At 70.6% G+C, this 21,630-nt stretch carries 18 protein-coding genes; 7 read left to right on the top strand and 11 right to left on the bottom strand.

The window, feature by feature from the left end; genetic code table 11:
- Window positions 1-373: 373 nt before the first annotated feature.
- Window positions 374-2,308, bottom strand: a complete 1,935-nt coding sequence (locus tag ACQP1P_RS09870; protein ID WP_433089949.1) for an anthranilate synthase family protein — start codon at window positions 2,306-2,308, stop codon at window positions 374-376.
- Between the two features lie 1,042 nt (window positions 2,309-3,350).
- On the bottom strand, window positions 3,351-4,319 hold the full coding sequence (locus ACQP1P_RS09865) for an aldo/keto reductase (RefSeq protein ID WP_433085204.1): 969 nt from the start codon (window positions 4,317-4,319) through the stop codon (window positions 3,351-3,353).
- Window positions 4,320-4,371: 52 nt separating this feature from the next.
- On the opposite strand from ACQP1P_RS09865, the gene ACQP1P_RS09860 reads away from it, so the two are divergent.
- Window positions 4,372-4,758: a MerR family transcriptional regulator gene (locus ACQP1P_RS09860; RefSeq protein WP_433085202.1), complete on the top strand. Its 387-nt coding sequence runs from the start codon at window positions 4,372-4,374 to the stop codon at window positions 4,756-4,758.
- Between the two features lie 60 nt (window positions 4,759-4,818).
- Here the strand turns inward: ACQP1P_RS09860 and ACQP1P_RS09855 are convergent, their stop codons facing one another.
- Window positions 4,819-5,661: a hypothetical protein gene (locus ACQP1P_RS09855; protein WP_433085200.1), complete on the bottom strand. Its 843-nt coding sequence runs from the start codon at window positions 5,659-5,661 to the stop codon at window positions 4,819-4,821.
- A 599-nt stretch (window positions 5,662-6,260) separates the two neighbouring features.
- Between ACQP1P_RS09855 and ACQP1P_RS09850 the strand changes: the two genes are divergently transcribed.
- Window positions 6,261-6,656, top strand: coding sequence for a response regulator (locus ACQP1P_RS09850; protein WP_433085198.1), 396 nt, complete (start codon window positions 6,261-6,263; stop codon window positions 6,654-6,656).
- Between the two features lie 67 nt (window positions 6,657-6,723).
- Here the strand turns inward: ACQP1P_RS09850 and ACQP1P_RS09845 are convergent, their stop codons facing one another.
- Complete coding sequence (locus tag ACQP1P_RS09845; protein ID WP_433085196.1) at window positions 6,724-6,897, bottom strand: hypothetical protein; 174 nt, start codon at window positions 6,895-6,897, stop codon at window positions 6,724-6,726.
- A 563-nt stretch (window positions 6,898-7,460) separates the two neighbouring features.
- On the opposite strand from ACQP1P_RS09845, the gene ACQP1P_RS09840 reads away from it, so the two are divergent.
- Window positions 7,461-8,450 carry a YihY/virulence factor BrkB family protein gene (locus ACQP1P_RS09840; protein WP_433085194.1) on the top strand — a complete coding sequence of 330 codons (990 nt, stop codon included), beginning with the start codon at window positions 7,461-7,463 and terminating at the stop codon, window positions 8,448-8,450.
- 70 nt (window positions 8,451-8,520) lie between these two features.
- On the opposite strand, the gene ACQP1P_RS09835 is transcribed toward ACQP1P_RS09840, so the two are convergent.
- Genes ACQP1P_RS09835 through ACQP1P_RS09825 form a run of 3 tightly spaced genes read right to left on the bottom strand, consistent with a single transcriptional unit; the run spans window position 8,521 to window position 11,119 of the window.
- Window positions 8,521-8,817 carry a hypothetical protein gene (locus tag ACQP1P_RS09835; protein ID WP_433085192.1) on the bottom strand — a complete coding sequence of 99 codons (297 nt, stop codon included), beginning with the start codon at window positions 8,815-8,817 and terminating at the stop codon, window positions 8,521-8,523.
- A 53-nt stretch (window positions 8,818-8,870) separates the two neighbouring features.
- Window positions 8,871-9,263 carry a roadblock/LC7 domain-containing protein gene (locus ACQP1P_RS09830; protein ID WP_350615429.1) on the bottom strand — a complete coding sequence of 131 codons (393 nt, stop codon included), beginning with the start codon at window positions 9,261-9,263 and terminating at the stop codon, window positions 8,871-8,873.
- On the bottom strand, window positions 9,260-11,119 hold the full coding sequence (locus ACQP1P_RS09825; protein WP_433085189.1) for a sensor histidine kinase: 1,860 nt from the start codon (window positions 11,117-11,119) through the stop codon (window positions 9,260-9,262). Before ACQP1P_RS09825 ends, ACQP1P_RS09830 begins: the two co-directional genes overlap by 4 nt.
- A 199-nt stretch (window positions 11,120-11,318) precedes the next feature.
- Here ACQP1P_RS09825 and ACQP1P_RS09820 point away from each other — a divergent pair, with 199 nt between their 5' ends.
- On the top strand, window positions 11,319-13,226 hold the full coding sequence (locus ACQP1P_RS09820; RefSeq protein WP_433085187.1) for a DUF1800 domain-containing protein: 1,908 nt from the start codon (window positions 11,319-11,321) through the stop codon (window positions 13,224-13,226).
- Window positions 13,227-13,231: 5 nt separating this feature from the next.
- Entirely contained in the window at window positions 13,232-15,112 is a 1,881-nt protein-coding gene (locus ACQP1P_RS09815; protein ID WP_433085185.1) for a DUF1501 domain-containing protein, read from the top strand.
- 444 nt (window positions 15,113-15,556) lie between these two features.
- On the opposite strand, the gene ACQP1P_RS09810 is transcribed toward ACQP1P_RS09815, so the two are convergent.
- On the bottom strand, window positions 15,557-15,943 hold the full coding sequence (locus ACQP1P_RS09810) for a subtilase-type protease inhibitor (RefSeq protein ID WP_433085183.1): 387 nt from the start codon (window positions 15,941-15,943) through the stop codon (window positions 15,557-15,559).
- A 600-nt stretch (window positions 15,944-16,543) separates the two neighbouring features.
- On the opposite strand from ACQP1P_RS09810, the gene ACQP1P_RS09805 reads away from it, so the two are divergent.
- Complete coding sequence (locus ACQP1P_RS09805) at window positions 16,544-17,149, top strand: hypothetical protein (protein WP_433085181.1); 606 nt, start codon at window positions 16,544-16,546, stop codon at window positions 17,147-17,149.
- 355 nt (window positions 17,150-17,504) lie between these two features.
- A complete protein-coding gene (locus ACQP1P_RS09800) occupies window positions 17,505-17,837 on the top strand; it encodes an STAS domain-containing protein (RefSeq protein WP_433085179.1) in 333 nt (110 codons plus the stop codon).
- Between the two features lie 248 nt (window positions 17,838-18,085).
- Here ACQP1P_RS09800 and ACQP1P_RS09795 read toward each other — a convergent pair whose 3' ends face one another.
- From ACQP1P_RS09795 to ACQP1P_RS09785, 3 genes are all read right to left on the bottom strand, one after another.
- A complete protein-coding gene (locus ACQP1P_RS09795; RefSeq protein ID WP_433085177.1) occupies window positions 18,086-18,691 on the bottom strand; it encodes a GtrA family protein in 606 nt (201 codons plus the stop codon).
- A gap of 15 nt (window positions 18,692-18,706) precedes the next feature.
- Window positions 18,707-20,191, bottom strand: coding sequence for a hypothetical protein (locus tag ACQP1P_RS09790; protein WP_433085175.1), 1,485 nt, complete (start codon window positions 20,189-20,191; stop codon window positions 18,707-18,709).
- Window positions 20,192-20,562: 371 nt separating this feature from the next.
- Window positions 20,563-21,564 carry a glycosyltransferase family 4 protein gene (locus ACQP1P_RS09785; protein WP_433085173.1) on the bottom strand — a complete coding sequence of 334 codons (1,002 nt, stop codon included), beginning with the start codon at window positions 21,562-21,564 and terminating at the stop codon, window positions 20,563-20,565.
- Window positions 21,565-21,630 lie beyond the last annotated feature (66 nt).

The following is a 21,630-nucleotide window of genomic DNA, read 5'->3' as shown; positions in this document are numbered from 1 at the left end:
ACCTCTCCGCTGTCCGCTCGCCTCGCTGTCCACGAACCTCGCTGCACACCTTGCTGTCCGCGCACCTTGCTGTCCGCGCACGTCCCGGTCCCTGTTCGCGCGCGTCGCCGTCCGCGTACCTCGCTATCCGGCGCCTCGGTATCCGCGCACCTCGCTATCCGGCGCCTCGGTATCCGTGCACCTCGCTGTCCGCGCATGTCGTTGTCGGCGCACGGCGCTGTCCGCCGATGCCGCTGTGAACACGCGGTGCGTGCGGATCGCTAATCCGCTCGTGCGGGCCAGCGAGACGGGCGGCCGGCCGGAGTGCATAGCTTGGGGATGTACGTTTGCGCAGCTGTCGCCGCGCAAACGTACGTCGTCTCCGCGCGAACGCTCACTCCGGCGACGTGCCCACCGGCGCGTCGAGCAGAACCGACAGCAACTCGCGCAGCAAGCCGATGCCGTCCTGGCTGAGCACCGACTCGGGGTGGAACTGCAGGCTCGCGAAGCTGCGGCCGCGCAGAGCGTGCACGTCACCGTTGGCGGGATCGCGAGCGACATCGACCGGGCCGTACGCGGTGTCGAGCACCGGGCCGTCGTGCGTGGCCGCGAACGTCGAGTAGAACCCGACCTTCGCCGGGCGGCCGAACAGGTCGATGTCGCGCTGCATGCCCTGGTACGGCGACGCCTTGCGCCGCAGCGGCAGGCCCAGCAGGCCGGCGGTGAGCTGGTGGCTCAGGCAGATCGCGAGCATGGGCCGGCCCGCGTCGAGCAGCCCGGACACGATGCCCCGCATGCGCGCGATCTTCGGGTCGTCCAGCTGCCGCGGGTCCCCCGGCCCGGGTCCGGGAATCACAAGGTCGAACGCTTCGACCGGGATCTGGGAGTCGTACCGTACGAGCGTCGTCGACAGCCCCAGCACCCGCAGCTGGTGCACGAGCATGCCGGTGAACGTGTCCTCGGCGTCGACGACGAGCGCGCGGCGGCCGGCGAGCGCCGGGTCCGCGGCGAGCCCGTCGCGAGCCTGCAGCCAGAACGGCGCGAGTGTCGCATTGCGCGCGACGAGCGCGGCCTGCACCTCGGGATCAGCGGCCAGTCGCGCCTCGGACACGGTCGAGCTGTCGTTCCTGTGCGTTGCGTGCGCGTCTGTTGTGCGTGTGGACACGAATTCGTGTGCGGTTGGCGCTGCCGTGGCAGTCGCGGCGGCTGCGGTGTGCGCGGGGGCCTGGTCGGGGCCGAGGCCTAGCGCTCGGAGTACGGCTGCCGCTTTTGTGTGGGTCTCCAGCACCTCGCCGTCCGGCGTCGAGTGGCGCACCAGCGTGGCTCCGACCGGGACGCGGAGGCGGCCGGCGGCGTCGATGTCAGCGGTGCGGATGAGGATCGGCGCGTCCAGCGTCTGACGGCCCTGCGCGTCGCGGCCGACCAGGGCCAGCACCGCGCCGTAGTACCCGCGGCCGCGGCGTTCGTGGCGTGCGACCACTCGGCAGGCGTTCTCGATCGGGCTGCCGACCACGGTCGGGGCGAACATCGTTTCGCGCAGTACCTCGCGCACGTCCCGGGAGCCGCGGCCCGCCAGCATGTACTCGGTGTGGACGAGGTGGGTCATCTCCTTGAGGTATGGGCCGATGACCTGGCCTCCGAGGTCGGCGACGGTCGCCATCATCTTGAGCTCCTCATCGAGCACCATCGACAGCTCGTCGATCTCCTTGCGGTCGGCGAGGAACTCGAGTACCGCGGGCTTGGATGGGGCGCCGCGCAGGGTGCCGCTGATCGGGTTCATCATCACGAGGCCGTCGTCCACGCTGACGTGGCGTTCGGGAGTGGCGCCGACGAGCGTTCGCTCACCGGTGTGCACGACAAACGTCCAGTAGGCGCCACGTTCGCGCGTCAACAGACGGCGGAACACGGTCAGAGCGGCCGCGACCGGGTCGCCCTGGAGGTCGGCCTCGAACACGCGGTGGATGACGAAGTTCGAGCCCTCGCCACGGCCGATCTCCTCGCGCAGGACCGTGTCCACGATGGACGCGTACTCCTCGTCGCCGACGTCGAAGCCGGCGTTCGCGAGCTCGATCGGCGTGTCGGGCAGGTGCGCCAGGAGATCGGCCACAGGTAGCTCGCGGCGTGTGGCGATGCTCAGGACGGACAATGGCGTGCCGTCGTCGACGCAATCGAAGCCTCGCTCGCGCACCTGACGGAACGGCACGAGCGCGAGGCACTCGTCGGGGATGTCGGCGAGAGTCTCCACTGACGAGATCGGGCCGGTGAGCACTTCGACGGCGTCACGGCCCTCGCGGCGTAGCAGCGCGAACGGGGCGGCCGGGTCGAACAGGCCGGCGAACGACGCGGACTGATCGCATGAGGCGGCTTCATCGGACGAACCGCGCTGATCGAACGGAGCGGACTGATCGAGCGGTGCGGCTGAGTCCAGCGGCGCGGTGCCCGATGCGGTCTCGTCGTGGTGCTGCGCGAACGACGCGGCCTGATCGAGTGGCGCGGACGGGTCCAGCGGCGCGGTGCACGGTGCGGTTCCGTCGTGGTGCCGCGCGAACGGCGTGATGGCGTCCAGCGACGCGGACGGCGTGGATGGGTCGAGCGACGGGGCCGGGCTGCGTTGCGCGAGCGACGTGGTGTTGTCGAGCGACAGGGCCGGGCTGCGTTGCGCGAGCGACGTGGTGTTGTCGAGCGACAGGGCCGGGCTGCGTTGCGCGAGCGGCGCGATGTTGTCGAGCGCCGGAGCCGGGCTGGGCTGCGCGAACGGCATCGTGTTGTCGAGCGACGTGGGCGGGTTGTGCTGCGCGGGCCGCGCGGTTCGGTCGAGCGGCGCGGACAGGTTGTGCTGCGCGGGCGGCGTGATGGTGTCCAGCGACGCGGCTGGGTTGTGCTGCGCGTTCGGGTCGAGCGGCATGGCGTTCCCTTCAGGCTCGGGTGGCCACCTGCGGAGGCGGCCCCGGCTCTTCCGGGAAAGCAAAACGGCCGCCTCGTGGGGCGGCCGCGAAAGTGTCACGCGGGAGTGGGCCGCCTCGTCAGGCGGGCCACCAGCTGTTCATTCGCGCGGTCACGTGCAAGAGCGTAAAGGGAGGAGACCGGTGCGCGCCAGCATCTCGGGCGGCCTATCGAAAGATTCGCGCGTCGCCGGATGAGCGAACGTTAAGGAAAGGTGAGCGAACGTCAAGGAAACCTGGTCGCGCCGAGCTGTCGGTCCGGGAACGCGCGGTGGTCGAGCCGGAACGGGCGGGGCTGGACGTGCTGGCCGGGCACGCGCTGGAGCAGCAGGTCCGGGTGCCGGCAGGCAACGGTGCCGCTGGGCTCGGCGTGGCGTGTGGCCGGCCGGCATGCGCGCCCGTCGTTGCACGAGCGCGCATGCCCGGGTGTCACTTGTTGAGCGAGCCCATCTCCGCGTACCGGGCGCCCGCCACGTCACGGCCGATGGAGAGCTTGTCGATGTCCGCCAGGTCGTCGGCGGTGAGCTGGATGTCTAGGGCGGCCACGTTCTGCTCGAGGTACGAGCGACGCTTGGTGCCCGGGATCGGCACGACGTCGTCGCCCTGGGCGAGTACCCAGGCGAGGGCCAGCTGGGCCGGGGTCGCGCCCTTGGCCTCCGCCATCTGTTTGACCTCTGTGACCAGGTCGAGGTTCTTCTGGAAGTTCTCGCCCTGGAAGCGCGGGTTGCTCGCGCGGAAGTCGTCCGCGTCGAACTGGTCCGGGCTGGTGATCTCGCCGCTGAGGAAGCCGCGGCCGAGCGGGCTGTAGGCGACCAGGCCGATGCCGAGCTCGCGGAACAGCGGGATGATGGCGTTCTCGGGGTCGCGGGTCCAGAGGGAGTACTCGTACTGTCCGGCCGTGACCGGGTGCACGGCGTGCGCGCGGCGGACACTCTCCGGTGACGCTTCGGAGATGCCCAGATGGCGCACCTTGCCCGCCGTGACCGCCTCGGCCAGCGCGCCCCACGTCTCCTCGACGGGCACGCTCGGGTCGACGCGGTGCTGGTAGTACAGGTCGATGTGGTCCACGCCGAGGCGCTGCAGCGACGCGTCGACGGCCCGCCGGACGTACTCCGGGCTGCCGTTGATGCGCCGCGTCCCGCCCTCGCGCTGGATGCCGAACTTGGTGGCGAGCACGACCTCGTCCCGCCGGCCGGCGATGGCGCGCCCGACGAGCTGTTCGTTCGTGAACGGACCGTACATGTCGGCCGTGTCGAGCAGCGACACGCCGAGGTCGAGCGCGCGGCGGATGGTGGCGATGGACTCGGCGTCGTCGCCGGGCCCGTAGAACTCGCTCATCCCCATGCAGCCGAGGCCGAGCGCGGACGTGGTCAGTGCACCGAGGGTTCGCGTTTGCATGCCACCAACGTTCCCCCTTAGAGCGCGCTCTAAGTCAAATAGACTGGGGCTTGTGGAGCCGGGTTACACGATCGCCGAAGTGTCCGAACGCACAGGATTGAGTGCACATACGCTGCGGTACTACGAGCGCGCCGGACTGCTCGATCCGCCCGACCGCGGCACGAACGGCCACCGCCGGTACTCCGACGCCGACCTCGGCATGCTGCGCATTCTCACCCGGCTCAAGGCGACGGGAATGTCGATCGCGGAGATGCGGCGCTATGCGGAGCTGTGCCGCGTCGGGCCGGACACGTTCGACGCGCGGCGGGTGTTGCTGGAGGAGCACCGGCAGCAGGTGCTCGACCGCATCGCCGCTTTGCAGACGGACCTCGGGCTGATCGAATCCAAGATCAAGTTCTACGCCGAGGGTGATGCGCGCGATTTGAACGGTCAGTCGTGAGTGGCAGTCGGTGAGCGTTCAGCACAAAGCCGTACACAAGCGCGCAGGCGGAGTCGCGGGCTACGCCGAAGGTGTTTCGCGCGATCTGGCCAGGCCGTACAGGCAGACCAGGGCCGCGATCACCATCGGGGTGCCGTCGCGGATCAGGCCGTCCACGCCTAGTAGGAGATAGCAGAGCGTGGGCTGCACCAGCAGTACGAATGCGGAAATCAGGGCCAGGAGCAGCCTGGCCCAACCGTGACCGAAGAGGGTCACGAAGCTGATGATGCCCGCCACCAGGCCGATCACCAGTCCCAGCACGAACCAGGACACGACCAGCGGCACCGAGATCTCCGGTCGCAGGCGCGGGGTGTCGAACAGCGTTCCGAGCGCGACCGCGCAGGGAACGAACATAAGCGCGGAGTACGACAGGGCGGCGACACGCGCGGTCAGCACCCACGGGGGCACGACGCGCCGGGGCTTTCGCCTGGTCAGGTGGTCGTCGATCCCGGGTGAGCGGAACAGCTGCCACACCACGACCGAGCACAGTGCGACGACGACGACCAGGCCGGCCACGACCGGCAGCCGCGGCAGGAAGTCGCCCTCCTTCGGCTGGACCAGTCGCGCCGAGGCGAACACCGTGGTCACGGCCAGGATGAGGCCGAGCGGGCGGGCGGTCAGGCGGCCGTACCGCACCTCGCGCATCAGGAACAGGAAGCCGATTGCGCGCAGAACCGCCCAGAACGTGCGTACGCCGAGACCGAAGCCAGCCTCGGCCGAGTACTGCAGGTTGATCACGTCCACGGCGACGGTCGCGATGGCGGTGAGCAGCAGCAGCCGGCGCAGGCGCCGACTCGCCGGTGTGGGCGGGGGTGGCCGCTCGAACCGTACGAGATCGGCGAATGAGCGTCCGCCGCCGTTCATGGAACCGCACGCTAGCAGTCGGCACCGTCGGCCGCTCGTTGACGGGGACGGGCTGGCCCGATTGGCGGTGACGGGCCGGGTCCGTGCGTCGGCACGGATGGGTCCGTGCGCGGGGATGGACTTGGTCCGCGCGCCGGCACGCGTGGGTCCGTGCGCGGCGACGGGTGAGCCCCCGGTTAGCGGCGACTGGTAGGCCCGTCGGCGGGAACGATGGACCCTCGTCGGCGAAGACGGACGGCTCCCGGTTAGCGGAGACGACCGCGCCGGTCGGACCGGTGCGTGTATGAGCGAACGAACTCCCGGTCGCGTTCGCATGGGACCGTGTGCTGGGTGCGGGCAGCGGTGGAGGTTCGACCTGCGGGCGGTGAGCGAACGAGCAACCAGCCCGGTCGTGCCCCGTCGGATAACACCACACGGCGGACGTAGGTCGCCCGAGACGCTGGTGATGAGCGAACGAGCAGCCGGTCCTGTTCGTGTCCGGACTGGACGCGCGTGTTTGGCGGGTTGACCGCACGGACGGTGCTGAATGAGCGAATGTACCGGTGGTGCCGTTCAGGGAACCGCACGCTTGTGCGCGATACGCGGCATATCGTGGGGACATGCTCGAGCACCTGCGCATCCTGGTCGTCGACGACGAGCCGGATCTGTGCGAGATCGTGCGCAGAGTGCTTTCCCGGGCGGGGGCCGAGGTGCTCACCGCGTCTGGGCTGGCCGGGGCTGAGCGGGTGCTGGCCGAGCATCCCAAGGGCATCGACCTGGCCATCACCGATCTCAAGCTCAATGACGGGTCCGGTGTGCAGGTTGCCGAGGCCGTGCGGGGCAGCAGTCCGGATGCGCTCATCATGTACATGTCCGGGCTGCCGTACTTTGATGCCGCCGTCATCGAGCTCGGGGAAGACGCGTCGGTGATCGCCAAGCCGTTCCGGGCCACCGAGCTGGTTGACACCGTGCAGAGTGCGCTCATCAGGGCCGGAAGGGTTGCGCCCGGGGCTTGACGGCATTCCTGACGGCGCAAGTCGGGGTTGGCGGAGCGGCCGGCACACGCCAGGGCGATCCACACGGTCAGGCTGGGGCCGCGGCGAGCTGCGTCGCCGGCGAGAGCGGGCTTCGCGGCGCGAAGCGCGCCACCAGCGACAGCAGGGTTCGCGGCCCGAACCGCGCCACCAGCGACAGCAGGGTTCGCGGCCCGAACCGCGCCGCCGACGACAGCAGGGTTCGCGGCCCGAACCGCTCCACCAGCGAGAGCAAGGTTCGTGGCCCCGGACCGCGCCACCAGCGAGAGCAGGATTCGTGGCCCAATCCGGGCCACTGGTGTTCCGCAGCGCAGCGCCACAGAACCGATGGGCGGCGGTTGTCGGTGAGGCGACCTGCGGTTGGGCGAACCTCACCATGCCGCGCTCATCAGGGCGCCGAGAGTACTGCTTGGATCGATGAACGGCGGGCCAGGCCTGGGGACACACGCAGGACACGCCGGGTGTCGGCTACGCAGCCTGCGCGACCGGTGGGCCGCTCCTGCGTACCGCGCTCATCGGAGCGATGAGGCGCGTCCGGGCATTGACGAGGGAAGCGACCGGGTATTGACGAGGGAAACCGCATCATGGCGTCGGCGCGCGGCGCTCGTGTGTTCGTGGAACGCGGCGAGGGGCGTCCGTCGTGAGTCGGGTCGGGCGTTCGCGGGCCCGCCGTGGCGCTGAATCGGGCGGCAGGGCGCAAACGACGCTCATCGGGGGCGGACGCGGCGCGGTCGAACGTTAACGGGCAGGTCTGTGGGGGCATAGGGACCCTGGAGGTGGCGCTCGATGGCTGACGATGAAACCAATGCTGACGACCCCGTGTCGGGTGGTCCCGACCGTCCCACCGAGCTCAGTAAGCGCTCGTGGTTCCAAGTACTCAAACGGACAATCAAAGAGTTCAACAATGACAACCTGAGCGATTGGGCCGCCGCGCTCACGTATTACGGTGTGTTGTCCATTTTCCCGGGCATTCTGGTGCTGCTGTCGCTTTCCGGGCTGCTGCTGACGGACACGACACAGGCGGCTGTGCTCCAGAACGCGCAGCATCTGTTCCCCGGCTCGATCGCCGGGCCGATGACGGACGCGATCGACGAGCTGAAGCGGGGCTCGCACGTGGCCGGGCTGTTCGCGATCGTCGGTCTGCTCGGTGCGTTGTGGACGGCCTCAGGGTACGTCGGCGCGTTCATGCGCGCGGCGAACGCCATTTATGACGTACCTGAGGGCCGGCCGATCTGGAAGGTCCTGCCCATCCGACTCGGGATCACCGTCGCGGTCGGGACGCTGATCGCGCTCGCGGCGCTGAGCGTGGTGTTCACCGGGCGCTTCGCCGAGGAGGCGGGCGGCTGGGTCGGGCTGTCGAAGCAGTCGGTGCAGATCTTCGACATCGCGAAGTGGCCCGCGCTGCTCCTGGTGGTGCTGCTGATCCTGGCCATCCTCTACTGGGCCTCGCCGAACGCCCGCCACCACGGCTTCCGCTGGATCACGCCGGGCGGTGCGCTGGCCGTCGTCATCTGGCTGGTCGCCTCGGGCGGGTTCGCGATCTACGTGTCGAACTTCGGGTCGTACAACAAGACGTACGGCACCCTGGGTGGCATCATCGCCTTCCTCGTGTGGCTCTGGATCTCGAACATCGCCATCCTGCTGGGTGCCGAGTTCGACGCGGAGCTGGAGCGGGAGCGGGCGATCGAGGCGGGGCTGGAACCGACCGAGGAGCCCTATGTGCCGCTGCGCGATGACCGGAAGGTCGACAAGGACCATGAGATAGGGCTGAGCTGATCACTGTCGGCTGTTCGAGTCGGGGCCATTGGCCCCGACTCGAACAGTTTCGTGCATTCGGCGGTGTTCGTCAGCGCCACGGACGGACCAGGAGGAGCGCCGGGAACGACGGCCCGCTGGAGACACGAGCGCAGATAACCACGGTGAGGATCGGCAAAGGCGCGGCGGACGAGGTGCAGGCGATACCCACGGCGCTGGCCACCAGCAGCGGCGGATGAAGCGCGGGAACACCCACGGCGCTGTCAACGAGCAGCCGCGGAGGAAGCGCGGAAACACCAGGCGCTGTGAACGAGCAGCGGCGGATGAAGTTCGCGAACACCACGGCGCTGTTGACGACAATGGGGTTGGCGTTTGCCGCACGGTACAAGTGGCGCAAGAAAAACTGCGAAACGACGGGCTGGCGGAACCGGGGCGCGGGGCTCAGCGAGTTGAGGGCGTCAGGGCCGCGCCGACCTGGTCGACCAGGCCGGACATCTCGAAGGCGACCTGTCCCACGTCGCAGCCGGGCTGGACCATCGCGGCCAGGCTCGCCAGCGTGTCGCCCTCGCCGAGGGCCATGACGAAGAGCAGGCTGCGGCCCATTTCCACGATCGTGCGTACGACCGGGCCGGCCTCGGTGCAGGCGGACAGGCCCTGCGCGAGCGAGACGACGCCAGCGACCATGGCCGCGAGCTGGTCGGCGCGCTCCGGCGGCAGCTCGTTCGACGCCGCGACGAGCAGGCCGTCGCCCGAGACGGCGACGGTGTGGCGCACGCCGGTGACGCGCTGCGTGAAGCCGCTCAGCAGCCAGTCCAGCCCGGTGGTCGGTGTCATGCCGAAGATCGTCCTTCCGTGGTCGCGTGCTGGTAACCGGTCATGAGTTCCTTGGCGGCGCCTGGCTCCAGGTCCACCGTAGGGCCGTCCGGGGTTCGCACGGGACCGCGTACGACAGGGACGAGGGTCGAGCGCGGGTGCGGTACGTCCACGGGCTCGCCGCCGGGAAGCGCCTGTCCGCGCTCGAACGGTCGCGGCGGGATCCGGCGCGCGACGGGCGGGTCGGCGGCCGGGGCGGGCGCGTCGAGGACGAGCGTGGCGGGCAGTTGCACGATCGCGCGCAAACCGTGTCCGGATGGGGGCGGACGTAGCGTGACGGTGAGGCCGTGCCGGGCGGCCAGGCGAGCGGCGACCGCCAGGCCGGTGCGGTGGGCCTCGGCGGCGTCCAGCGGCGGCGGATCGGCCAGGCGCGCGTTGAGCTCGGCGAGGCGCTGCCGGTCGAGGCCGGGGCCGCGATCGGCGACCTCCACGACCGCGCCCGCACCCTCGCGGCGGCCCTCGACCAGCACCGGGCGGTCGGGCGGGCCGTAGCGGGTGGCATTGTCGAACAGCTCGGCGAGCACGTGTACGACGTCGTCGACGGCGTCGGGGGCCACGTGGACGTCGGGGGCGATCATCGAGTACTCGATGCGCGGGTAGTCCTCGATCCGCGACTGCGCGGCGCGCAGCAGGTTCAGCAGGCTCACCGGGTCGCGGCGGCCCGCGGCGGTGTCGGCGCCGGCGAGCACGAGCAGGCGCTGGTTGTCGTGGCGGATGCGCGTGGCCAGGTGGTCGAGGGCGAAGAGCTGGCCCAGGCGGTCGGGGTCGGCCTCGTCGCGCTCGGCCGCGTCGAGATGGTGCACGAGCTCGTCGGCGAGCCGCTGGCTGCGCCGGGCCAGGCCGATGACCGCGGCGGACGTGCCGGCGCGCAGGGCGGCCTGTTCCGCCACGGCCCGGGCGGCCTCCTGCCGTACGACCTGGAACTCCTCGGGATCGAGCGGCGGCGACGATCGCGGGCGGGGTCGGCGGGCGGCCCGCGCTGCGCGAACGGCCAGCGCGATCGAGCCGGCCACGACCGCGAGCAGCGCGGCGAGGCCAAGGATGAGCGTTCGGTTCTGCTCGTTGCGTGCAGAGTCGGCGAGGCGGGACTCGTCGGTGCCCGTGTAGGCGGTCAGGTCCGTGAGCGCGTCCAGCGCCGGCTGGGGGTCGCCGGCCAGGCCGTTCGGCACGCGGGCGAGGCGGTCGCGCCAGGCCGCGGGTGCGGTCTCGGCGAAGCGGCGCAGGGCGTCGAGGTGGGCGGCCCGGTGCGCGGCGAGGTTCTCGTGCCAGGCCTGGGTGTCGGCGCCGCGCCGTTCGAGCAGCTGAACTTGCGCGAGTTGTTCGCGGGCGACGGCGAGCCAGCCAGAAGCGCGCATCGCGGAGTGCACGGGCGCCGGGGCGGCCGCGTGCGGCAGGTCTTGCCGGAGCGCCACGAACTCGCTGATCATCTGGGTGTACTGCATGAGGAAGTCGCCCGCCGCGACCTCCTGCGATGCCGCGGTCACCCGGGTGCGCAGGTCCGCGAGCCCGTCGGGCCTGGCCGGCAGTGCGGCGTCGGTGGCCGCGACCTGCGTGTGGTACGCGGCGCGGGCCTGGTCGGAGCCGGTGAGCAGCAGGCTCAGCGCGGCCAGGCGCTCCTTGGACAGCTCGGTCGCGGCTCGGTCGGCGGCCACGCCGGCGGTGACGGCCGTGCGCGGGTCGTCCATCCGCCCGCTCGGCCCGGTGTAGAGGTATGCGGCCACGCCCGCCGCGGCCAGCAGGCCCAGCAGCGGCAGGAGCAGCACGGTCGCCAGGCGCGGCCCCGTGGGGCGCCCGACGGGAGCAGCATCGACCAGCACCGCTACCCCCTGCCATAGTCCGGTTACTTATGCGTATCACTCCTAGCAGTCGGTACGGAAGAGATGACTTTGAGTGAACGCCGGGTTTGCCCTCATTCACGAGGAAGGCGACACACTTAAGCAAGAAGAAAGGCAAAGTTGAGGCGTCCTCGCACAACGCGGCTTGAGGCCCGATCAGCGGCTCACTAGATTCGCTAACGTGCCAGAGCGGCTCTTCCCGGACGACGAGCCGGGTGACGCGCCCAAGAAGGTCAAGGGCGCGTTCTTCTCCGACTTCACGGGCGAGTTCCCGGTGCCCCGCATCCTGCAGCAGAAGCCGGACGAGCAGGTGGCGCACGACGCGCCGAGGCGGAAGGCCGGCGGCCCCGCGCCCGCGTGGATGCGCACCGGCCGGCCCGCACTGCACGAACTGACCCGCAACCGGCGCCAGGCGCTCATGGCGCTCGGCGGCGGCGCCATCGCGCTCGGGGCGCTCGGGACCGGAGCCGCGGCCGTGTTCGGCCAGCCGTCCGCCGACCCCGACGACTTCGTCAAGACCGGCAGCGGCGGCGGCAACGTCTCGCCCCGCGACGCGGGCTCGTTCTCCAACCGCGACGCGAGCTACACAAGCGGACAGGGAGACCTGAACGACCTCGGCGCGTCGGGCGTCGCCGACACGCCGTCGGCCGCCGCCGTCGCCGCGATGCGGGCCACGCCACGCTTCCCGACCCCGCTGAACCGGGACCCGGTGCTGCACCTGCTGCGCCGCGCCACCTTCGGCCCGACCCCGGGTGACGTGGCGCTGGTCAAGCAGATCGGCATCGACGCCTGGATCGACCAGCAGCTGGAGCCGGACAAGATCGACGACCCGGTCGCCGACGCCGCGCTCAAGGCCGTGCCGACCGCGACCATGACCACGGCGGAGATCCGCTCGACGGTCAAGGACGGCGACAACAAGCCGATGATGGAGCTCACACGGGCCGTCATCGCGCGGCAGATGTGGAGCAGCCGCCAGCTGTTCGAGGTGATGGTCGACTTCTGGAACAACCACCTCAACGTCACGAGCCCGTTCGACGGCGGCTGGGACGTGCGCGGGCCCTACGACACCGGCGTGATCCGCAAGCACGCCCTGGGCAGGTTCTCCGACATGCTCATCGCGTCGGCCCGGGACCCGGCGATGATGCGGTACCTCGACAACACCTCCTCGGACAAGCGCAACGTCAACGAGAACTACGGCCGCGAGCTGCTGGAGCTGCACACGGTCGGCATCGACGGCGGGTACAACGAGAAGGACGTGCGCAACTCGGCCTACCTCATGACCGGGCGCACGGCGACGCGGGACGGGACGTTCAAGTACGACGGCAACAAACACTGGACCGGGGCCGTGAAGGTGCTGGGGTTCCAGCACGCCAACAAGTCCGCCAAGGACGGGCTCGCGGTCGGGGACGCCTACCTGCTGTACCTCGCGACACACCCGTCGACGGCGCGGTACGTGGCGCGCAAGCTGTGTGTGCGGTTTGTGTGCGACACGCCGCCGCAGGGGCTGGTGGATCGGCTGGCGAAGACGTACCAGGAAAGCGGCTCGGCCATCGTGCCGGTGCTGAAGGTGCTGTTCCGGTCGCTGGAGTTCTGGATCGCGACTGGGCTCAAGACGCGCCGTCCGCTCGAGAACTTCATCGCCACGGGGCGTGTCGTCGGTACCGCACCGGGCTCGGACACCGCCAAGGCCCTCGATGACCTCTACAACTTCACCAGCAAGCTCGGGCAGCCGCCGCTGGGCTGGGGGCCGCCGGACGGGTATCCGGACGTGGCTACGGCGTGGAGCTCGGCGGCGGGGATGCTGGAGACGTGGAATGCGCATCGCGCGTTTGTGCAGCAGCAGTGGAAGGGTCTGAACAACCCGAGGGCGGACAGTCTTGTCGCGCAGCCGGCGGCGACGCTCGGGACGTATCTTGATGTGCTCGCGAACCGGCTCGTGTTTCAGCCGATGCAGGCTGGTGAGAAGGACGCGCTCATCAAGTTCCTCGGGTCCAAGGCTGATGCTCGGATTACCGACAACAACCTCGGCGGTAAGTTGCCCCTGCTTGCGCCGTTGATTCTTGACTCCGTCTACCACGCGCTGCGGTGAGGCCCATGAGCTCTTTTTCTGACGGCTCCGCTTCTGACGGATCTTCTGTTGACGGCTCCGCCTCTGGCGGATTCGTTGCTGAGGGCGCGGCTTCGGCTAGTTCGGTCTCGGCGGGATTCGCTTCGGCTGGATTCGGCTCGGGCGTCGACGGCTCGGGCCTCGACGGGTCGCGCGTCAACGGCCCGGACGTCAACGGGTCGCGCCTCGACGGGTCGGGCGGCGGCGGCTCGGGCCTCGACGGGTCGGGCGGCAACGGGTCGGGCGTCAACGGGTCGGGCTCGGGGGTCGACGGTTCGTCTCGTAGTCGCTCGCTGCGCGAACGCTCACTTCGTGGTGACGCTTCGCGCGGTCGCGGGTCTTCTGAGCGTTCTCTGCATGAACGTTCACTTGGTGATGGCGCTTCGCGCGATCGCGCGTTCTCTGAGCGTTCGATGCACGATCGCTCAGGTCGCGGTGACGCTTTGGACGATCACGCGTTTCGTGAGCGTTCGCCGCACGAGCGCTCATCTTGGAGTGGCGCACTGCACGATCGCTCACTGCCCGATGGCGAGCGGCGGCCGAAGAGCCTTGAAGAGCTGCATCGCCATGGGCCGAACCTGTGCGAGGCGGCCATTCGGGTCCACGCCGAGAAGGTCACCGACGAGCTCGCGGCCGAGCGCGACAAGTGGAGCAAGGGCTTCACGCGGCGCCGGCTCGTGCAGGGCGCGGGCTTCGTCGGCGTGGCCGCGCTCGGCACGCAGCTGGTGACCAGCCGGGTGTCGTTCGCCGCGCCCGAGGACAACAAGAACACGCTCATCGTCATCTTCCTGCGCGGCGGCATGGACGGCCTGTCGGTCGTGGCGCCCGGCGATGACGCGAACTATCGGCAGATGCGGCCGAACATCGCGGTACCGATGGCGTCGATGAAGGCGGCCGGGCGCGGGTTCGGGCTCAATCCGGCGATGACCTCGTTGTATCCGCTCTGGGACGCGGGGAAGATGGCGGCGGTACACGCGGTCGCCTCGCCGGACGCCTCGCGCAGTCACTTCCAGGCCCAGGACGCTCTCGAGCGCGGGGCCGCCTCGGTCGCGGTCCGCACCGGCTGGCTCGACCGGGTGCTCGCGCAGATGGGCCCGGGCACCACCTTCCGCGCGATCGCGCAGGGTTCGGCGCTGCCGCGCTCACTTGTCGGCGGTGAGCAGGCGATCGTGCTCAACGGCATGCGCGACTTCCGCATCGACAACGACAACATGCGCACGCAGACGATGGACGCGCTCAAGACGCTGTACACCGGGCTGGATCATCCGCTGGCGGGGACGGCAGGCTCGACGCTGCAGGCGATCTCGACGGCGCAGAAGCTTGCGAACACGCAGTACCGGCCGGCGGAAGGTGTCCAGTACCCGGGCGGCGGCCTGGCCGACCGCCTGCGCGACATCGCTCAACTGCTCAAGGCGAACGTCGGCCTGCGCATCGCGGCGCTGGACGTCGGCGGGTGGGACATGCACACCAACCTGGGCCGCGTCGACGGCGGCGACATGAAGAACTCGCTGACGAACCTGTCCGACGCGATCGGCGCGTTCTGCACCGACATCGGGCCGCTGCTGGACAACACGACCATCATCACGATGAGCGAGTTCGGCCGGCGCGTGCAGGAGAACGGCAACGTGGGTGTCGACCACGGACACGGCAACGCGATGCTGCTCTTCGGCGGCGGTCTCAACGGCGGCAAGGTCCACGGCAACTGGCCGGGCCTGTCCCCGTCCTCCCTGGACCAGGGCGACGTAGCCGGCGCGAACGACTACCGCGACATCCTGGCCGAGATGCTGAAGAAGCGCTTCGGTGTCGGCGACTCGGCGGCGATCTTCCCGAACCATGATTTCAAGCAGCTGGGCGTCTTCAAGGGCTGAGTGCGAGTCTCACGGCAGGGCGAGTGCGTCGCGGGCGGCGCTGCGCGAATGCGCGGCCCGAGTGCGCGAATGCGCAGGCTGAGTGCATGGCACGCGGTGCTGCACGAGTGCGCAGTGCGAATCGCGCGGATGCGCGGTGGGAATGGCGTGCCGCTGTGTGCGCAGGATGCGTGTGCGCAACAGTGCTGGGTTCAGGACCGTGTCGTCATTGTGAGCGCTCTGGTCCGACGCACTCGGCCGGGCGCGAGGCCGACCGGGCGCGAGGCCAGCTGGGCGCGACGCCGACCGGGCGCAACGCCAGCCGGGCGCGAAGCCGACAACCGGGCGCGAGGCCAGCTGGGCGCGACGCCGACCGGGCGCGACGCCGACCACACGCGGGGCGGGCCGGAGGCGGGGCCGGACGGACGCGGGGCCGGACGGACGCGGTGGCTGTGGTGGCGCGACTCAGAGGCTGAAGACGGAGCCCGTCGTTGTGCTCAGCGTGCAGGCGTTGCTGAAGGTGTGGGTGTAGGCGACCTTGCGGCCCTTCCACGTGCCGTTCGCGGTCACCGTCACCGGGTCCCACAGCATCATGCACATGCTGCCGTCGCTCTGGAGCTTGTCGATCCGGCCGCCCACCTTGGCGAGCTGCTGACAAGCGGTGCGAGCCTGGCGGTGGCTGCCCCCGGCGGGCTGGCAGGTCAGCGACGCGCGGCGCTGGGCGGGCTTGGTCGATTCGCCCTTGGCCACGGTCAGCACCAGTCGGATCGTTTTCGCGTTCTGCGCCTCGGGGACCGCGAGCGCGCTTGCGGGCGCCGCCGCCTCTCCCGCGCCGACCGCCGCCAGCAGCACCGCCGCTGACGCAACCATCCGTCCTGCACGCATTCGTGACCCCCGTTGCACCTTGCCTGGTGCGCAGAGCCTACGCTTTTTGGTCCGACGTTTCGGGAAAATCGGATTTTTCGGGTTCGGGGTCACGCGGAAGAGGGATTGCGCGTTCGCGCATGTGGTTGTGGGTGGTCGCGCAAGGAGAGGGTCCGGGTCACGCGGATGACGGATTGCGCGATCGCGCATGTGGTTGTGCGTGATGGCCGGGTAACCGGGGGGCACCTCCGGCCATCGATTGGGGGGAACCAGGGGCGCCTCCGGTCGCCGGCGGGGAGAGTGACATGACCACCAAAGGGGCGCCTGCGGCCGCTGGTGGGTGCGGGCTACCCGCGACCGAACGGCAGCGCCAGTCGCGAAGGCCTGGCGATCAGCGACCGCCGGGTGCGTGGCCGTGCGGCTTCGGCGGGGTGCCGGGCGGGCGACCGGGGAGAGTCACCGTCACGGGTGCGCCACCGTGTCAGTGAGCGTGTCGGCGAGTGCGAGGTCGCCGCGTGACATTTTCATGCGTCTCGTTCCCATGGATCGACGTGCGGGACTAGGGTGCTGCATGTTGGAGGTTGCCCAGTGCCGATGGAAGCGCAGGCCCAGAAGCTCGTCGCCGGTTTGGTCCGGGTCGCTGTCATGGCCCCCGTCGACGGGCCTGAGCCCGCGCACGGGTTGCCGCCCGCCCATCGGCAGGTGATGTTGCTGCTCGGGCGGCGGGACCGGGAGTACCGGCTGTCCGACCTCGCCGGGGACCTCGGTGCCACCGTGGCCGCCACGATGGCGTTGCTCTCGCCGCTCATCGCGGACGGGCTGGTCGAGATGCGGCCGGCGCCCTCGTACGCGGCTCGGGACATGCGCGTGGCCGCCACCGATCGAGGGTTGTCCACCACGCCGGCGCCGGCCAACTGGGCCGATCAGCTGCTGGGCGAGGTCGAGGGGTTGAGCGACGGCCAGCAGGCCCGGCTGCTGCGCATCGTCACGGCGAAGATCGGGCTGTTGCAGCAGCAGGGCAGCATCCCCGTCACGCGGATGTGTCTGTCGTGCCGGTTCTTCGACGGGTATCGCCATCCCGGTACGCCCACGCCGCATCACTGCTGGTTCGTCGATGCGCCGTTCGGGTATCGCGAGCTGCGGCTGCACTGCCCGGACCACATCCCGGGGGAACCGCCGAAGCCGAAGTTCTGACCCGCGCGAAAGCCGGCAGGGCCGCCCGGGTGGAACCGGACAGGCGCGGGCCCACGCCGGGAAACAGGCACGGGTCACGCCGGGAAACAGACACGGATCCACGCCGGAGACAGGCGTCGATCCACGCCGAAGGTAGGAACGCTGCAGGCCAGGCCGGCGCAGGTCCGTGCCGACGATGAGCACGCCGCAGTCGTGCGGATGAACACGCTGCGTGCATGGTCACGCACGGCTACGGAAGAATTTCGCGGCCATCGACGCTCGCACCGGTGAACCTTGGCCTGCCGCCCGCTGCGCATGACCCGCAGTGCTTTTATGCTGATCGCGTGACAAGCTGGGGTGCGCCATGAGTATGTCGGTGACGATCAACGTCGTGATGGACGGATCGACCGTACTCTCCGTCCGGGGCGAGATCGACCACAGCAATGCGGCCACGCTGCGTCAGGAAATCGTGTCGGCCGCTACCGACCGGCGGCCCAGCTCGCTGCGCGTGGATCTCGGGCTGGTGACGTTCCTGGACTCGGCGGCCGTCGGGGCCCTCGTCGCGGCGCAGCGGGAGGCCGGGGCCGAAGGGGTTCGCGTGGTGGTGTGGCGGGCCAGTCCGTTCGTGCACCGGCAACTGCGCATCGCGGGTGTCCACGAGATGCTGGGCGCCCCCGCCGAGCCGGACAGCGATCACATCGTCTTCTGACCGAAGCGGCAAAAACCGAAGCGCGAGGCGAAACGGCAAAACCGGAGCGCAAGACCGAAGCGGCAAAACCGAAACGCAAGGCCGAGACGACAAGTCCGAAGCGCGAGGCCGAGACGCGAGATCGAGACGCGAGATCGAGACGCGAGATCGAGACGCGAGATCGAGGCACGAGACCGAAGCGGCAAGATCGGAACGGCAGGACGAGAACCCCGGACCCCAGGGGACGCGCGGGGAAAGAGCAGCAGGCGTCAGGCGTTCGAAGTGTCCGACGACGGGGCCGGTACGGAAGCGGTCTGCGACGGGACCTCGTAGCGGTTCGGAGCCGGCCGCACATCGTCGTGCGGGAACACCCAGACCCGGTAGGCCCACAGGCGGAACACCATGGCCACGGCCACGCCGATGACCATGCCGAACACGAAGTCCGAGGCCTCCTCGACCGCCGGGCTCACGTTCGGCGTGTGCAGACCGAAGATGTACTGCGCCACCCACAGCGGCGCCGAGTTGAGCGCCACGCCGATGCCGTTCACCACGGTGTACAGCAGCATCTCGTGGTGCCGCCGCCGGCCGCCGCGCGTGCGGAACGACCATTCGCGGTTGAGGAAATACGAGACGATCGTCGCAATGACATTGGCGATCGTCAGTGCGGTGACCGGCTTGTGCTCCATCACCGTCAGCCGCAGCCCATAGTTGAGGACCAGGCTGACCACGTAGCAGAAGCCGCCGACGATGATGAACTTCACCGTCTCGCGCCGCTTGCGCAGCAGCGAGGCCACTTGCTCCGGCAGCAGATTGAGGGTCCGGTCTGTAAGCCGCATCGCCGCGACTATACCCGGCGAACCTTGCGTTACGCCCACCGCCGGGTCGGAAAACTATCCGCGACCGGCCGTGCACGCTGACGTGGCGGGCGTGATCGAGACCGCCTCGTCGACGGGGCCGAGAACCACGCAGTAGGCGGCGGTGGGGTCGACGTCGCGCACCACGTACTCGGTGGTACCGGGCGGGAGGGTGCCGAGGACGGTGGCCGGGCCGCCCGCGCGGGACAACGCGATCACCACGCTCACCGGCAGCGCGGCCCAGGTGACGGTCAGCTCCCGGCCGCCGTCCTCGATGCGCAGGCCGGCGACGGTGAACGGGGCGGCGGAGGAGGCGGCCGAGGTCGGGCCGGAGGCGGAGAACGGGTCCGGCGGGCCCTCGTGGTGCCACACCAGCAGCCCCGCGAACACCGCCGCGAGCAGCGCGACCAGGCATAACAGCGGCCACATCGACCGCAGCGACGACGGCTGCCCGGCCGCGGGAGCCGGACGTGCGGGAGCCGGACGCGCGGGAACCCGGCGCGCCGGGGCGGGAGGCGCGGAGGCCCAGGGCGCCGGGTCGGCCGAAGCGGAGGCCCAGGGCGCCGGGTCGGCCGAAGCGGAGGCCCAGGGCGGCGGGTCGGCGGAAGCGGAGGCCCAGGGCGCCGGGTCGGCCGGCGCGGACGCCCAGGGCGGCGGATCGGCCGAAGCGGAGACCCAGGGCGGCGGGTCGACCGGCGGGGGAACCCGGGGCGCCGGGGCGGGAGGCGGGGGGATGGGAGGCGTCGGGGTTGGAGACGTGGGGGTTGGAGGCGTGGAAGTGCGGACCACGACCGGGTCGACGACGACCGGCGGCGGGGGCATCGAGATGGGCGCCGAGGGCATGGGCGGCTCGACGGCGGCCAGCTCCCACTCCACGGCCTTCGTGAACGGGTGCCGGGTGCCGAGCCGCGCCCGGGCGGCCGCGTGCGCGAGCGTGAACAGCCGGCGCGCCTGCAGCACGTCGCCCGTGGCGTACAGCAGCGCCGCCAGCTCCGCCGCGATGCGGATCGTGTCGAGGTCCTCCGCGCCGTACTCCCGCCGGTGGATCACGTACGCGGCGTTGAGCAGGGCCAGGGCCGACGCGGTCTCGCCGCGGTCGCGCTGGAGCAGGGCCAGGTTGACGCGGGCCAGGCGCACGGCCCGGGCGAGGGAATCGTGGCCGTCCTCGTCGACGCCGCTGTCGAGCACGCGGTGGTAGAGCCGCTCGGCGTCGTCCCACTCGTCGTGGTCGTGGCGGACGGCGGCCAGCACCGCGACGGCGTGCACCGTGCGCGGGTCCGTCTGGCCGTAGCGCCGCTCGGCCTGGCTCGCGACCGCCTCGGCGAGGTCGTAGGCGGCGTCGAGCTCGCCGAGCTCGCGCAGCACCTCGGCCAGGAACCGGCGCGCGGTGAGCCGGTCGTCGTCGGACAGGCCGGGCTCGTCGAGCAGGCGCTGGACCTCGGCCCGGGCGCCCGGGAAGTCCCAGCCCACGATGAGCTGCTCCACGAGGTCGAGCCGCTCGGTAACATCGACAGTACTCACAGTATCCCTCCGCCCCGCAGAGCTTAGGGACACCCGTGACGCAACGCCAGCTTTCGATCACGGAAATGGAGCCGAAGCCGCAACCGCACACGCCGGAACGCACCCACGAAGCCGCAGGAGCCGCAGCGGCAAATGCGCCGAAGCGGAAGCGGCAAAAGGCGGCGAAGCCGGAGCGGCAAAGGCGCCGGAGCGGAAGCGGCAAAAGGCGGCGAAGCCGGAGCGGCAAAGGCGGCGAAGCGGGAGCGGCGAAGGCGTCGGCTCCGGCAGTCTGCCACGTCACTGCCGGAGCCGAGCCGTCCGCGTTACCGCGTCGAAAGCCGCGGGCGCCGCACACTGTGAAGGTCGGCCACCGCCGGGAACCCTTGAGGGATTCAGCCCAGCATTCGCTGGTAGAGCGCCAGATAGTCGTCCACCATGCGGTCGGCCGAGAAGCGCTCGAGCGCCCGGGCGCGCACCCGGGCCCGGTCCAGCTTCAGCACGTCGTCGAGCACCCCGGCCGCCTCGGTGGCGTCCGCGGCCAGGTAGCCGGTGACCCCCTCGTCGACGATCTCGGGCATCGAGCCGAGCGGATAGGCCACGACCGGCGTACCGCACGCCATCGCCTCGACCACCGAGAGCCCGAACGGCTCGGCGAACCCGATCGGGTGCAGCAGCGCCGCGGCGGAGCCCAGGATCCCGGCGCGCTGCGCCGGCCCGACGTTGCCGCCGTAGACGATCTGCTCGCCGTCGACGTGCGGCAGCACCTCCTGCCGGTGGTACACCTCGTCATGGATCGGCCCGCAGATCAGCAGGCGGCGCCCGGTCGCGCGGGCGATCCGCACGGCCTCGGCGGTGCCCTTGTCCGGGTGGATGCGCCCGAAGGCGACCAGCGTCTCCCCCGGCGCCGACTGGAACGGGAACTGACGCACGTCGATGCCGTGGTAGATCGTGGCGGCGTAGTCCAGCCCCGGCCCCCGGTCGGCGTCGGAGATCGAGACGAAGGCCGACCGGGCGCGCTGGTACGCGGGCAGGATCGCCGGCGAGCAGAAGCCGTGCACGGTGGTCAGCAGCGGGCTGCGGCAGAAGGCGCTCATCGCCAGCGGCAGCCAGTCGAGGTTGTTGTGCACCAGGTCGAACTCGCCGCTGCGCTCGAAGCAGCGAGCGATGTGGATGGCCTCCCAGACGCGCCCGTCGTAGCCGGCGTCCTCGTTGTACGGGTGCTCGACCACGCCGTCGAGGCGGGCCGCGGTGACGGAGTCGAGGCTCGCGAAGAGCGTGACGTCCACGCCGCGGGCGACCAGGCCCTCGGCCAGCAGGGAGACGACCTGCTCCCACGGACCGTACGCCCGCGGGGGCGTGCGCCAGGCGATCGGCCCGAGCAGTGCCACCTTCATCGCCGCCCCCTACCCGCGCGCCCCCGCGCGAATCCTCACGTCCGCGTCCCCGGCTGCCGATAGGAA

It is taken from the genome of Dactylosporangium sp. CA-052675 (genome assembly GCF_050947935.1).
Classification (GTDB): Bacteria; Actinomycetota; Actinomycetes; order Mycobacteriales; family Micromonosporaceae; genus Dactylosporangium.
Note: the sequence above shows the minus strand (reverse complement) of the source record. Positions and strands in the feature narration are given on the sequence as shown.

Excerpts from the sequence above, each read along its gene's own strand:
- ACQP1P_RS09865 (WP_433085204.1), bottom strand. The coding sequence starts at position 4,319 with ATGCAAACGCGAACCCTCGGTGCACTGACCACGTCCGCGCTCGGCCTC.
- ACQP1P_RS09855 (WP_433085200.1), bottom strand. The coding sequence starts at position 5,661 with ATGAACGGCGGCGGACGCTCATTCGCCGATCTCGTACGGTTCGAGCGG.
- ACQP1P_RS09850 (WP_433085198.1), top strand. The coding sequence starts at position 6,261 with ATGCTCGAGCACCTGCGCATCCTGGTCGTCGACGACGAGCCGGATCTG.
- ACQP1P_RS09840 (WP_433085194.1), top strand. The coding sequence starts at position 7,461 with ATGGCTGACGATGAAACCAATGCTGACGACCCCGTGTCGGGTGGTCCC.
- ACQP1P_RS09830 (WP_350615429.1), bottom strand. The coding sequence starts at position 9,263 with ATGACACCGACCACCGGGCTGGACTGGCTGCTGAGCGGCTTCACGCAG.
- ACQP1P_RS09815 (WP_433085185.1), top strand. The coding sequence starts at position 13,232 with ATGAGCTCTTTTTCTGACGGCTCCGCTTCTGACGGATCTTCTGTTGAC.
- ACQP1P_RS09785 (WP_433085173.1), bottom strand. The coding sequence starts at position 21,564 with ATGAAGGTGGCACTGCTCGGGCCGATCGCCTGGCGCACGCCCCCGCGG.